16 protein-coding genes are annotated in these 12673 nt (G+C 46.7%); all 16 read right to left on the minus strand.

The window, feature by feature from the left end; genetic code table 11:
* Positions 1 to 14: 14 nt before the first annotated feature.
* The 16 genes from BR63_RS13030 to BR63_RS19865 all read right to left on the minus strand — a co-directional run bounded on the left by BR63_RS13030 (position 15) and on the right by BR63_RS19865 (position 12564).
* Positions 15 to 992, minus strand: coding sequence for a YybS family protein (locus tag BR63_RS13030; protein WP_153802092.1), 978 nt, complete (start codon positions 990 to 992; stop codon positions 15 to 17).
* Positions 993 to 996: 4 nt separating this feature from the next.
* Positions 997 to 1311 carry a MazG-like family protein gene (locus BR63_RS13035; protein ID WP_034422673.1) on the minus strand — a complete coding sequence of 105 codons (315 nt, stop codon included), beginning with the start codon at positions 1309 to 1311 and terminating at the stop codon, positions 997 to 999.
* A 447-nt stretch (positions 1312 to 1758) separates the two neighbouring features.
* Positions 1759 to 1989: a 30S ribosomal protein S18 gene (gene rpsR / locus BR63_RS13040; RefSeq protein WP_034422670.1), complete on the minus strand. Its 231-nt coding sequence runs from the start codon at positions 1987 to 1989 to the stop codon at positions 1759 to 1761.
* Between the two features lie 24 nt (positions 1990 to 2013).
* Positions 2014 to 2406: a single-stranded DNA-binding protein gene (locus BR63_RS13045; protein WP_034422668.1), complete on the minus strand. Its 393-nt coding sequence runs from the start codon at positions 2404 to 2406 to the stop codon at positions 2014 to 2016.
* A gap of 35 nt (positions 2407 to 2441) precedes the next feature.
* On the minus strand, positions 2442 to 2729 hold the full coding sequence (gene rpsF / locus BR63_RS13050) for a 30S ribosomal protein S6 (RefSeq protein WP_034422664.1): 288 nt from the start codon (positions 2727 to 2729) through the stop codon (positions 2442 to 2444).
* A gap of 213 nt (positions 2730 to 2942) precedes the next feature.
* A complete protein-coding gene (locus BR63_RS13055) occupies positions 2943 to 3155 on the minus strand; it encodes a DUF951 domain-containing protein (protein WP_034422662.1) in 213 nt (70 codons plus the stop codon).
* A gap of 5 nt (positions 3156 to 3160) precedes the next feature.
* The gene (locus BR63_RS13060; RefSeq protein WP_051965796.1) at positions 3161 to 4069 is read right to left on the minus strand and encodes a mechanosensitive ion channel family protein; all 909 of its coding nucleotides are present in this window, start codon (positions 4067 to 4069) and stop codon (positions 3161 to 3163) included.
* Positions 4047 to 4937, minus strand: coding sequence for a HEAT repeat domain-containing protein (locus BR63_RS13065; RefSeq protein WP_081908176.1), 891 nt, complete (start codon positions 4935 to 4937; stop codon positions 4047 to 4049). Before BR63_RS13065 ends, BR63_RS13060 begins: the two co-directional genes overlap by 23 nt.
* 73 nt (positions 4938 to 5010) lie before the next feature.
* Complete coding sequence (locus tag BR63_RS13070) at positions 5011 to 5739, minus strand: CvpA family protein (protein WP_034422658.1); 729 nt, start codon at positions 5737 to 5739, stop codon at positions 5011 to 5013.
* 182 nt (positions 5740 to 5921) lie between these two features.
* On the minus strand, positions 5922 to 6560 hold the full coding sequence (locus BR63_RS13075) for a GntR family transcriptional regulator (protein WP_034422657.1): 639 nt from the start codon (positions 6558 to 6560) through the stop codon (positions 5922 to 5924).
* A 525-nt stretch (positions 6561 to 7085) separates the two neighbouring features.
* Positions 7086 to 9008 carry an Ig-like domain-containing protein gene (locus BR63_RS13080; RefSeq protein ID WP_034422656.1) on the minus strand — a complete coding sequence of 641 codons (1923 nt, stop codon included), beginning with the start codon at positions 9006 to 9008 and terminating at the stop codon, positions 7086 to 7088.
* Positions 9009 to 9156: 148 nt separating this feature from the next.
* Positions 9157 to 10002 carry a phosphate ABC transporter permease PstA gene (pstA, locus tag BR63_RS13085; protein WP_034422654.1) on the minus strand — a complete coding sequence of 282 codons (846 nt, stop codon included), beginning with the start codon at positions 10000 to 10002 and terminating at the stop codon, positions 9157 to 9159.
* Positions 10002 to 10892 carry a phosphate ABC transporter permease subunit PstC gene (pstC, locus tag BR63_RS13090; protein WP_034422653.1) on the minus strand — a complete coding sequence of 297 codons (891 nt, stop codon included), beginning with the start codon at positions 10890 to 10892 and terminating at the stop codon, positions 10002 to 10004. Before pstC ends, pstA begins: the two co-directional genes overlap by 1 nt.
* A 130-nt stretch (positions 10893 to 11022) precedes the next feature.
* Positions 11023 to 11892 (minus strand): phosphate ABC transporter substrate-binding protein, encoded by an 870-nt coding sequence (locus BR63_RS13095; protein WP_034422651.1) that lies wholly within the window; start codon positions 11890 to 11892, stop codon positions 11023 to 11025.
* Positions 11893 to 12053: 161 nt separating this feature from the next.
* Complete coding sequence (locus tag BR63_RS19860) at positions 12054 to 12425, minus strand: uracil-DNA glycosylase (protein ID WP_338055983.1); 372 nt, start codon at positions 12423 to 12425, stop codon at positions 12054 to 12056.
* Complete coding sequence (locus BR63_RS19865) at positions 12349 to 12564, minus strand: uracil-DNA glycosylase (RefSeq protein WP_338055984.1); 216 nt, start codon at positions 12562 to 12564, stop codon at positions 12349 to 12351. Before BR63_RS19865 ends, BR63_RS19860 begins: the two co-directional genes overlap by 77 nt.
* Positions 12565 to 12673: the final 109 nt, after the last annotated feature.

Genomic DNA, 12673 nt, shown 5'->3' on the forward strand with positions numbered 1-12673 from the left:
CTCTGAGAATTTTATTAGCTTTCCCCGGCCAGACGACGATAATTCAACACCAGGTCAAATAAGCCGACTATGGGGATAAGCAGTGAAACATATCTAAAGAAGAAAAAGACCAAAAAGATGAAAAGCAGGCGATAGCTAAAGGCCCTCTGTAACTTATGATGATAAAAGTACGCAATTACGGATAAACCCAGGACAAAAAGTACGGGATAATAGACCATCATGATATTACTACCGATGGTTGTTAAAGTCTTAATTTGCCAGTAGCTGCCGGCAAGGGACAAACCAAATCCGCCAATGAATCCCCATACTGTCCACCAGGGCAGCTGCCAGTTGCGGAAAGGGGGCAGTTGGGGAACGGGTATCCCTAGTTTAAATAAAATCTTTTGGGCGATGATATAGTTCAAAAAGGCAGCCATTATCCCATAGGTTACAATTAAGGCTGGAAAGAGCACTATTAAGAGGTCTATAAAGCCTGCAAGCATCTGGCGCATGTTCTCTTCCGTTAAACCACTGGTTCCATATTTATCAAAGAGTCCCAGGCTCCGGTACATCTCAATAGTGGGTTCAATGGTCTCTTTCAACTGGTCAACAAAGTTGATTTGATTCAGGCCTGAGATGAGAAGGGACACGCCAAAAGTAAGGAGAAAAGAAATGATGGCAACCCCTGTACCAGCCAATAAGGTAATCCCCGGTTTTATTCCTTTATTAAAAGCATATCCATAAAGTAAGGCCAACCCACCAAACTGCAAAACTAAAAACAAAGCTTCCAGGGGACTGGCTAGGGTAAAGATTAGAAACCCAGCCACCACAGTGGACATGATGCCAATGCCTAAACCATGCCGGACAGTAGCAATAACGATGGGTATAGTCCAGACTAAATTGGTGAGAAAACGAAGGAAAGGAAGGTAAAAACCGGCCAGGGCCAAAATGGCCGTCAAGGCGGCCATGAGCGCCCCCTCAACGATGGCCCGGGTACGCAAGGAACTATGCACTCACTTAGTCACCTCTCTTTATTTCCGTATACTCCCGGAGGGAGGAAAGATCACCATACCACTCTTCCAGGGGGTGTTTTTCTCTGAGGAGCCCCGTCATTTTATTATGTATGGCCAGTTCCAGACGCCCGTAACTAATCCCCAAGCGTTTGGCCAAAAGAAAGCTGTTGATAACAATAACGGCCAGGGCTTCCATTACCCCCTCTGTGTTACCCTTGAAAAGCGCTTTAAATAAGCCGGCCAGGGAACTGGTCAGCTCTGTTTTGAGCCATTCAATAGCTTTGATGTTTCTGGCTATATCCAACTCCGGCCCTTGCATAAGAATTGCCTCCTAGTCTCTAATTCAAAAGGTCAGGGGACACACCTGCTTATTTGAGAAGTTACTAGTTACTAGTTATTAGTTACTAGTGATTTTTGTCGGACTTCAGAAGTCGGAAAACGGAAAGCGGAAAAGGACAGGAATGTCCCCAACTTATAGTTTAATTCTCTTTTTAGGGATAAACTCCTCCCAACGGCTTTTGGTATTTTTAGTAGCCACTTTAATATTGTGGTAATTACCTTAAGTATCGACTTCCGATTTCCGAATTCTGCTTCCCACCACCCGATACCCGCTACCCGAAAGCAAAAAAATATGAAGTTGACGAGTTGGGATTTGGGGAACGGGTAAAGTCAAGATACTGCGAACTAACTGCTAGTAACTGGGAACTAGTAACTAATAACTGAAAAAGGGAGCACTCCGCTCCCTTTAGTTTTACCAAATTCTTTATTATTCTGCAGTAAACGGCAGCAAGGCAACATTCCTGGCCCGCTTGATAGCGATGGTAAGCTGGCGCTGGTGTTTTGCACAGTTGCCGGAAATCCGGCGGGGCAGGATCTTGCCGCGCTCGGTGATGTATTTACGCAGACGGCCTAACTCTTTATAATCAATGGATTCAACTTTATCTACACAAAAGCTGCACACTCTTTTGCGAGGGCGACGACCACGTTCACGTTTCAACTAATTTCCCTCCTTACCTGCAATTTAAAAGGGAATATCATCATCAGTAAACTCTACTTCACTGCCAAATGTACTTATTCCCTGTGAGCCTCCACCTTCACGTCTGTCAAGGAACCTTACATTCTCCGCTACAACTTCGGTAACCCAGCGGCGCTGGCCATCTTTACCGTCGTAAGTTCTAACCTGGAGGCGGCCATCAATAGCTACCAGGCTTCCTTTACCAATAAAATTGGCACAGTTTTCCGCCTGTTTTTGCCATACGACGATGGGGATGAAGTCAGCTTCTCTTTCCCCCTCCTGATTGGTTCTGTTCCTGTTCACTGCCAGGGTGAAAGTTGCTACAGCCGTGCCGCTTGGGGTATATCGTAATTCCGGATCTTTCGTAAGGCGACCGATTAGAATTACCCTGTTTAACACATTTATCACCACCTAATTAGTTTTTTAGGCAGTAACTATTCGTCTTTTTTGATAATCATAAAACGGAGAATTTCGTCGGTAATCTTCATCACGCGGTCAAGCTCCTGGGCAGTACCAGCCTCACCCTTGAAGTTAACCAAGATGTAGATACCTTCACGATAGTCATTAATCTCGTAAGCCAGACGTCTCTTGCCCCACTTATCAGTGGAAATAACCTCGCCACCGTTAGCGCTGATCAGTTTGGTAAACTTTTCAATTACAGCGGCTACTTTTTCTTCGTCTAAATCAGGCTTAAGGACATACATGATTTCGTAATTCCGCATCTTTAACTTCACCTCCTCCCTATGGACTAAACGGCCCCATCTCTCGCGATGAAGCAGGGATGTTACAGCAAATGATTATAGCATACTTCGCCAGGATACACAAGATTAGTTGATAGTTGTTAGTAAATCGTTATTAAACTCTTTGCTTGAAGCGTTACTGTTCCAATTTTACTACCAACTGCCAACTAACAAATACCAACTGGAAACACCGGATTATTCCGGCGTTTCCGTTGGCGCATCCGGGCCCCGCTTAAGGACTTTTTTAACTCCTTTTTCAAAAGACGGCCTGTCCAACCAGACCTGCCTGCCGCATTTCAGACATTTGATACGAAAATCCATACCCGTCCGCAGCACTTCCCATTCATCGCCGCCACAGGGATGTTTTTTTCGCATTTTGACAACATCACCTAAATAAAACTGTGCCATCTCTCTCACCCTTCACTGTGCTGTACCTTGCTTTTCTTACGGCCTTCGTTTTCCGCAGGCTGGATATACACCCGGCGGGGATAGGGTATTTCAATCCCTTCTTTGTCGAAGGTTTCTTTAATCCTGCGGCGCATTTCCCTTTCCACAGCCCACTGTTCCATGGGTTTGGTTTTAGCAATAATGCGGACCAGGACTTCTGATTCGCCCAGATTGACAACACCCAGAACATCGGGACCTTCTGTAATCACATGGGCATAGTCCCTGGCCATCCCTCTGGCGATCTCTCCCAGGACTTTCAAAGCATGATTAATATCCTCTTCATAGGCGATTCCCACTTCCACCAAAGCTCGCATACTGCCACGGTTGTGGTTTGTAACTTTCGTAATTTCCCCGTTAGGGATGATATGGAGCTGTCCCCCCCAGTCTCTAAGTTTGGTGGCCCTCAAACCCACTTCTTCCACAATACCGCCCACGCCTGCGGTTTCGATATATTCACCTACGGAAAACTGGTCTTCAAACAAAATGAAGAAACCGGTAATCACGTCACGAACCAGGTTCTGGGCGCCGAAACCAACAGCCAAACCTAAGATACCGGCGGCAGATAAAACGGCGGTCACCGGCACTTTTAATTCATCCAGGATAGTAATAGCAGCTATAAAATAGATAGCATACCGTAAAACACTTTTTAAGAGGGCTTTTAAGGTATTCTTCTTGCGTTCATCAAAGCTGATTTTTCCCGGTATGTACTGAACCTGGAAAACTCTTTCTATTAATAAATACCCCAGAGACATGGCGATACGGGCTACCACTAAGATCAATAAAATCATCAAGGCTTTAGTACCCCATAATTTCAAATCCTCTATCTTAAAAATATCCGTGAAAAAGGTGATACTAGCCCAACTGGTTAACAACATTGCTTTTCTCCTCCGTTACTGTAGAAACACTTTCTATGGTTTTCAGATAGTTTTGAGCGCATTCCCGCACCCATTCATCTTCATCATGCAAAAAAGCCTCCACGAAATCCCGGGCTTCTTTTATTTCTAGTTTTGCCAAAACCTCCAGGGCCTTAGCCCTAAGGGTCCACTGGGGTTCAGCCAAGCACATGACAACCTCAGGCCAAAATTCAGTAAAAGAAAAGCTGGCTATGGCCTCCAGGGCTTTGTTTTTCAACTTGAAGTCATCATGTTTCAAAGCTTCTGCCACCAAATCCTTACACTTGGGATTTACCGCATGGGTGAGCAGTTCCAGGATGTGTGCCTGTACAGGAGGGGTTGCCCGTGGAAATGCTTCCAGCAGAGCTTCCTCAGCATAATACCCCATGACCAGGAGTACTTCTCCTACTCGGGAAGGTAAGGCAGCGCCCTCAAGAAGAGCATCTACAAGATAAGGAACAACCAGGCGGGGGGTGTGGTGCTTGAGAGCCCCCGCAGCTGCCAGCTGCACACTTTCATCCTTGCTGCTTAAGAGCCTGACCAGGATTTCTACTGTTTCCCGGGAAGGCAAATAGCCTAGACACTCAATGGCCAAAAGCCTTTCTGTCCGCTCTTCCACAAGACTTTCCAGCAAATGTATTTTATCCCCCAAAAGTAACCTGACCAGGTTTCTGCCTTTCACTTTGTTCAGGGAAGGTAATGTTAATTTTATTAACTCCCATCCTGTGACAAACTCAATTTTTTCTAAGTTTTTCCGTAAATCTTGCGGGAACGTATCAGGGCTTTCTATAATGGATTTTTTTAATTCCTCCAAGCTTATCTTTGTGCTGCCAAAGCCAAACCAAGCCATTAAATCCACCACCCATTGAGTGATCCTACAATAGCTCCACTGAACACAATTCCTTCTTACGTGATGTTCTGCACTACTGCCAGAGGGTAATCAATTTGCTGAACAATAAGGTAAAGGCTGAAATAAAATAGGGCACCAGCTGGGACTGGTTCATCGTCTTAAGCACAGAAGAAAACAGCGAGGGCTGGGCCGCCGACGTCAAAGAAAGCAGGGGACTGATGATTCCCACAAAAATCGTCAAAGTGAGGGCGCTAAGGGCCAATCCTATGACGGTGCCGCTGAGCCGGTTGAGATCTCCCAAAAGGGAATTCTGCGTACAGCGAGTAAGCCCCTCGGCTAAAAGTACTGCAGCCTTGTCCACCACAAGCCAGATAAGAAAGAAGGCCAACCCGTTAATAAGGGCAATGGCGACCAGGTAATGAATCAGTTCTCCTAAATTATTGAAGGAACTAAGGGTTGTCCACCATTTCTGTAAATAATCCATCAGGTGAAGCTTAATTTCCGGAGGAAGGCTCGAGCTTTCCAGCTGTTTGATTATATCGGGAAGAGGGATTTTCGTTAGCTGCAGTGTACTAACGGCCGGAGGTAACATGACATGGGCTTTGAAGAACTGGCTTACTTTTAAAGTGAGGGAGAATTGTTGATTAAGCCATCCGGCAAGCTGCGGGTAATATTTTATAGCGACAAACAATCCCAGCAGGTTTGCCGCAAGGTAACACAAACTCCCTAAAAGACCCCTTCTATAACCATTGATGGCACCTACGACCAGAAATACAATAATCACCAGGTCTACAATATTCAAACCCCAACACCTCCTATAAGAATGTTCGCCACATACTTCCCTACTCCTGCCATTTACCCTTATCACAAAATTCTTTCCCAGTATTAGAGAATAAAAGCTCCTAATAAAAAAATCCCCCTCGCATTTCGAGGGGACAAAGAAGAAGGATATTTGGAGAGCAAAGCATACATATAAAATAAATATTAATCTCGCTTAGGTTCTTCGTTGATCATTTCCTTTACGCGTTCCTTGGCCCCGGCAGTTCCCACCAAAATCAGGACATCGTTTTCTTCTAAAACTAAATCTGGAGGGGGAGAGAAAATCTCCTCGCCTTGCCGGATCACAGCCACAACGGTAGCTCCCGTATGATAGCGTATGTTGGTAGCACTAATGGTCCGGCCAACCATCCAGGATGAGGGAGGAATCGTCACTTCTTCAATCTGCTGCAAAATGGAAGACTTCTGGAATGAATACTCCAGGAGTTTGGAAAGTTCTTTTTCCAGTTCCATATCCAAATTACGCCGTCTTTCCAGTAAATCATTGATGCGGTTCCTTAAGTTAATGATTTCTTGACGTTCACTATATTCAGCCAAATATTCCTTAGCCAATTTGCCGGACTTAATGATTATCCCACTGCCCGTAACTGCCTCTACCACACCTATGTTTTGTAAAAGGGCAATACTTCTTCTAATGGTTTCCGGTGATACATTATATGTCCCCGCTAGAAGAGAACGCCCCGAAAGTTTTTGGCCTACCCGGAACTCCCCACGTGCAATCCTCTGAGCAATATCAATAGCGATTTGCTCATAACGAGATTGTCCCGTATCTAAACGCTGCTGCATTCTTGAGACCTCCCCAACATATTTCGCAACCATTTTACCAAACTTTTTCCCAGTCCGCAAAGGGGACTGTTTACGACTTCCGCTTTCCGACGTCCGACGTCTTTTTTTGGCGAATACGGCTTCGCCTCCCGATATCCGATATCCGATTTCCGAGTTTAATTGCTTCCTAGTTCATGTTCCAGTACAGCATTATCGGAAGTCGGTGGTCGGAAGTCGGTGAGCGTAAAGCGTCGGATACTACCAACTATCAACTAACAACCAACAACTAACAACTAACAACCGAGGAGACCTTACGGCCTCCTTTAGTTTATCCCATAAAACTCATTTTAAATAAGGCAGAAGCTAATTTGAGGAAACCCCGCACATTGGCAAACTGGGGTCCGTTTACTAAAACAGCTTGCGGGAACTTAGGCAGGAAATACTCGGAGATTGCCTTACCCCCGCCGCCTGTTAAAAGAATGACATCAATTTCTCTCTTGTCCCAAATAGAGTTACTCTGGTCCTGATTTGTCTAGAGCGGCAGTTCTATTTTCTGCTTATGCTTGCCTCCACCCCCCCGAAACTCGCCTTGATGACTACCGGTGCAGGTCCTTTAAGAAACATCACCGTGCCGTCCGCAGCCACCACAGCCACATTCCTGTTGCTGGTATTCCAAACAGCTTCCCTGGAAACATCTTTACTTGTTCCGTTATTATAGACGGCAGTGGCCTTTAACGGGTTTGCCCATCTTGACAGGTCTCCCGTAATTTCAATTTTTTCTACTCTCGGTAAAGTCTCGGCGGGTGTGACTTCCAGCAATATTTCATCCCTTAAGCCATAACCCTCGGCGATGATTTTAGTTTTGCCGGTACGCCCTGTGAAAGTTACCACACCACTTTGCGATACCCTGGCCACCAGAGGTTGACTGGAGCGCCACTTGAGCTTCCCGGTAACGTCCTTTGCTGACCCGTCACCCGCGAGGGCAAGCCCCGTAAGTTTTACAGGCTTATAGGTAAAAGCAAGCCCACGCTCCTTGATCCGCAACTGATAAATTCGGGCTTTATTTCCCGGGAGCAGGTCTACATACCCGCTGGCCTCATCGGACAGCCCCCCGTAAGTAACACCTACTTTCACAGGTCCGGGGTTGGGAGTAATATAAATCTGTCCTTTGTAGACACTGGCTGTTTCCGGTGTGGAACTAAACCAGTTGGCAAGCGTCGTGACATCCCGGATGCTGCCGTCGGAATAAATACAGAAAGCCCGGGGCGTTAAAGGTTCACTGGAGGGAAAAGGATTCAAATCCATGAAGAGACGCTGGGGAACAGGTTTTTCGTAAGCCTTTACTTCTACCGTCACAGCATCTTCTATGCTTTTGTTGTCAAACCCCTTGCCACTCACCTTTACCGTAACTTTTCCCGGCTCTCCTGTGAAAGTCAGGACGCCGCTTTCTGAGACTGCAGCCACTTTTATATTGTCCGTGGACCAGGTAAGACCTGTTGATTGAATAAATTCGGAGCCATCATTGTAGCGGGCCGTGACAGTGAGGGGAAGGGGTACTTTTTCCCAGGACGGTGTGTAATTAAGGCTTTCATTAATGGTGACCTTCTCCAGGAAACGCTCTACCGAGACCAGTTTTTCGTAGCTGTATCCCCCATAAGATACAGTTATCTTCGTAAAACCGGGTTTACCTGTAAATTTGATGGTTCCTTCACTGTCCACCACAGCAATCTCCGAATTACTGGAGGACCAGTCGGCACCGCCGGCAGGTATTTCTTCTTCCGTCTCATCGGTCATCACAGCTACAAGGGTTAGTTTTTGGGGCGTAGACGAGTATTTAATATCCTCTTTAATCTTAATTCCTTTCCGCCACTTGTTATCCTTTTCACTTTCCGACACAGTAGTATTTACCGAATCAGAATATTTTCCTACGGTGGCTTTTATGGACACATATCCTTCTTCCCCGCTAAAGGTCACAACCCCCTGACTGTTGACCCAGGCCACCCAGGGGTTGGAACTGTGCCACTGCACACCGTCATGGGGGCCAAAATAGCGGGTCTCCCCATCGCTAAAACGGCCTTTGACCAGCAAACGATAGGGATTTTCACTATAAACTAAAGTTGTCTCAATATCAATACTTTCCGGCCAGGGATTAACGGTTACAGTCTTTTTACCGCTCACACCATTTTTAAAAACAGTAATCGTCACGGGTCCTCCCTTACCGGTAAAATGCACACGTCCCGACCAGGAAACTTCGGCAATGGAAGTGTCCGAACTGCTCCAGCTGAGACCTTCCCTGATTTGCTGCGTTACGCCGTTGGAAAGGATACCGGTTACTGTTAAATAAATGTCATTAGGACCGGGGACCAGTTCTTCATTGATGGTAAGGCTTACGAGATTGGGTTCTGCAAACAGGGGAACGGCAGGTAAGACCAGGAGCATTAGCAACAAAATTAAGAATATTTTCTTCATGCTTCCTCCGCTGTTTGGAAAATATTACTTATTATTATAACAAATAAATGGCGTTAAGTTGAGCTTTTTCGGCGAAATTCTGGCATTCCAGCCAGATTTAGCTTTGAAGGGTAAAAATAGGCAAAAAAAAACGGCCAAAGCCCTTGCTTTAAGCCGTTGTCTTCTTTCTCATCAAGCGCATAATCCAGCTGGCGCTCATATTGATTAAAAAAACAGTGATGATCAAAACCGAAGCTGTGCCGAAAGCCATATCCATGGCACCTACCTCCATGGCCACTTTATAAAGATGCATGGACATGGTACTGGCCGGGTCTGTAAGTTTAGTAGGTATATAGAGACTTCCCCCCAGGGTAAGAAGAAGAGCAGCCGTCTCCCCGACAATACGGCCAATCCCCAGGATAACCCCGGTAAGTATCCCGGGCAGGGCCGTAGGAATAACGACACGGCTCACCGTTTGCCATTTGGTGGCACCCAGGGCATAACTTCCTTCACGATAGGAGTTAGGCACGGCTTTTATAGCCTCTTCTGTAGTTCTAATCAGGGTGGGAAAAATCATGCAGGCTCCGGTAAGGGCCCCGGAAGCCAATGACCAGCCCCCGGTTATAGGCTTCAAGATAATAACGAAGAAAGCAAAACCAAATAAGCCAAAAACAATGGAAGGGATACCCCCCAGGGCCTCCGTACCGAATCTGATAATCTTAGTAGCCCAGCTTTTTTTCGTGTATTCCGATAAATAGACAGCCGCAGCAATGCCAATGGGAACTGCAATAAGCAGGGTCACAAAAGTAAAGATGACGGTACTGATGATGGTGGAGTAAATTCCGCCCTTGGCTCCCATGTTTTCCGGTTCGGTGGTTAAGAATTCCCAGGTTATTTTATGCATCCCGTTCATAAAGATATAACCTAAAATCACTACCAGGGTTACTACGGTAAGCAGGGCCGCCGTCCAGAGAAGAGCCCCGGCAAGCTTTTGGGCAGTCTGAGGTCTCACCATTATCCGACCTCCTTTTTGGCCAGAAACATGGCCAAGGAGTTGATGATCATAATGAAAACAAAGAGGATAATACCCGTAGCAAAAAGGGCCTGGGTGTGTTCCCCCGAGGAGTAGGCCATTTCGATGGCGATATTTCCTGTGAGACTTCGTACACTGGAGAAGATGGATTCCGGCACAATGGGGGCATTACCCGCCACCATGATAATGGCCATGGTTTCCCCCAGGGCACGGCCCATCCCCAGGACTACACCCGCCATGATGCCCGAACTGGCGGCGGGTACAATCACACGATAAATGGTTTGCCAGTGGGTTGCTCCCAATGCCAGGGACCCTTCTTTGTATTCCCTGGGCACACTCCTGATGGCGTCCTCCGCCACATTGATGACGGTGGGCAGGATCATGATGGAAAGAATAATAGACCCGGCAATGATGCCATATCCCGAGGAGAGGGTTGGTTCGTCGGCATAAGCCGGAATACTCCGGGCAATTTTCCTGATGACGGGTACGATGGTAGTCATCCCGAATAAACCATACACTACGGAAGGTATTCCTGCCAGGAGTTCTATGGCCGGCCTGATCACAAGGGAAACTAATTTTTTGGGTGCCAGTTCCGCTAAAAAGATGGCGGTCAAGACCCCCAAGGGCACGCCTACCATAAGGGAACCCAGAGTGATGTAAACTGTACCCACTACCATGGGCCATAAACCGTAAAGCTGGCTGCTGGGCTGCCATTTACGGCCCCAGAAGACATTGCTCAGCCCGTATTTCGCGAAAACCGGCATCCCTTCTTTAAAAATAAACCCGCCTATGAGGACAATTACCACCAGCGCCACCATAGCGCTGGCTAAGAGCATTAATTTATAATATTTTTCTCGCTGCGCCCTTTTCATGGTACACCACCTTTAACACGGCTCAAACCTATTTTTAACATTAGGGTTCAGTCAGAGTAATAAGGGTGTATTAGTCCACCCTTGTTCTCTCCATGGCTTACGGCCCGGTATTTTGCATATCTATGGTCAATTACTTCACAGGGATAAAGTGTTTCTTGACAACGGCTTGTCCTTCCGCGCTCAGTACCCAATCAAGATAAGCCTTGGTGGCGCCGGCAGGATCTTTTTGTGTCATGTAGACAAAAGGACGGGAGATTTTGTAGCTTCCTGCTTTCACGTTGGCTTCAGTAGCTTCTGCGCCGTCAACTTTTACAGCTTTAACGTCTCCATTCAGAGAGCCTATGGAGATGTAACCAATACCGTTTTTGTCACCGGCTACAGCCGTTCTCACAGCACCGGTAGAGTTCTGTACATTAGCCTTTTCAAATATCTTTAATTCTTTACCGGAAGCATCTTTACCTAAAACGATTTCCTCAAAAGCACCGCGGGTTCCGGAACCTTCTTCACGGGTGTACACCTGGATCTTGCCTTTTTCTCCGCCTACTTGAGACCAATCGGTGATTTCACCTAAGAAAATTTTCTTGATGTCTTCTTTTTTCAAATCTGCAATTTTGTTATCCTTGTGGACAACTACGGCGATTCCGTCTAAAGCGATGACAAACTCTTTTACTTTGGCTTTTTCTTCAGCTTTTAGCTCGCGGGAAGAGGCGCCGATGTCAGCAGTACCTTCAGCAGCAGCCTTGATACCGGCACCGGAACCACCGCCGGCTACGTTGATTTTCACTTTGGGGTTCTTGTTCATGAATTCTTTGGCTAATTCTTCGGAAAGGGGCTGGACAGAAGTAGAACCGGCAATTTGAACGGTACCGCTTAATTCGTTAGGATTACCCTGGGCGCCATCTTTTTGGGGCTCCTCTTTCTTGCCGCAGCCTACTACTGTAAAGGCCATCACCAGTACTAAGACCAGGACAAGGACTTTCACTGAACGGGACTTGAACATTGAACAATTCCTCCTTAGTTTTTGTTTACGTGTTTCATCATACAAGCCTTGGGTTAAGGAACAATTGCCCGTTTGTAAAAAGCAAGTTAATTTTGCTACATATTTTTTTAAAAGCAAATATGACAGCTTCTAAAGGAAAGCTGCCATGTTGAAAATATTGATCAGCAATTGGGGGAATAATGATGGGGATCCACTATTTCCCGGTATTTCGCCACAACTTTTTTGAAGTCTTCCCAGGTGGGTCTCTTTAACTGGGGATTCCGCAAGAGGGCGGCAGGATGATAAGTGGGCATGACCCAGAGGCCCTGCCACATGAGCCAGTTGCCCCGGGCCTTGGTTATTTTGGCCTGGGGATCAATCAACCCCTGCAGGGCAGTGGCCCCCAACAGGACAATGATTTTAGGCATGATGATGTCAATTTGCCGGTGTAAATACGGCCTGCAAGTGAGTCTTTCTTCATCGGTGGGAATACGGTTCCGGGGGGGGACGGCATTTGACAATATTGCCAATATACGTATGGGTAAATCGTTCAAAACCGCAGGCCTCCAGGATCTTGTCCAAGAGCTGGCCGGCTTTGCCCACAAAAGGACGTCCCAGTTTGTCTTCCTCTGCTCCCGGCCCTTCGCCGATCAACATCAATCTGGCCTCCGGATTACCTTCGCCGAAAACCACCTACCGGCACCCCTCCCGCAGTTTGCAGCGCCGGCAGGTGTCCACCTGTGCCCTTAAGCTCTCTAACTCCCTTTCTTTCATCAAGGGTCTCCTCCCTGCATCTTTTTCT

Source organism: Thermanaerosceptrum fracticalcis, assembly GCF_000746025.2.
In the GTDB taxonomy this organism is placed as follows: domain Bacteria; phylum Bacillota; class Peptococcia; order DRI-13; family DRI-13; genus Thermanaerosceptrum; species Thermanaerosceptrum fracticalcis.

Excerpts from the sequence above, each read along its gene's own strand:
- pstC (WP_034422653.1), bottom strand. The coding sequence starts at position 10,892 with ATGAAAAGGGCGCAGCGAGAAAAATATTATAAATTAATGCTCTTAGCC.
- BR63_RS13055 (WP_034422662.1), bottom strand. The coding sequence starts at position 3,155 with ATGGCACAGTTTTATTTAGGTGATGTTGTCAAAATGCGAAAAAAACAT.
- pstA (WP_034422654.1), bottom strand. The coding sequence starts at position 10,002 with ATGGTGAGACCTCAGACTGCCCAAAAGCTTGCCGGGGCTCTTCTCTGG.
- BR63_RS13065 (WP_081908176.1), bottom strand. The coding sequence starts at position 4,937 with ATGGCTTGGTTTGGCTTTGGCAGCACAAAGATAAGCTTGGAGGAATTA.
- BR63_RS13075 (WP_034422657.1), bottom strand. The coding sequence starts at position 6,560 with ATGCAGCAGCGTTTAGATACGGGACAATCTCGTTATGAGCAAATCGCT.
- rpsF (WP_034422664.1), bottom strand. The coding sequence starts at position 2,729 with ATGCGGAATTACGAAATCATGTATGTCCTTAAGCCTGATTTAGACGAA.
- BR63_RS13060 (WP_051965796.1), bottom strand. The coding sequence starts at position 4,069 with ATGTTGTTAACCAGTTGGGCTAGTATCACCTTTTTCACGGATATTTTT.
- BR63_RS13080 (WP_034422656.1), bottom strand. The coding sequence starts at position 9,008 with ATGAAGAAAATATTCTTAATTTTGTTGCTAATGCTCCTGGTCTTACCT.
- BR63_RS13095 (WP_034422651.1), bottom strand. The coding sequence starts at position 11,892 with ATGTTCAAGTCCCGTTCAGTGAAAGTCCTTGTCCTGGTCTTAGTACTG.
- BR63_RS13035 (WP_034422673.1), bottom strand. The coding sequence starts at position 1,311 with ATGCAAGGGCCGGAGTTGGATATAGCCAGAAACATCAAAGCTATTGAA.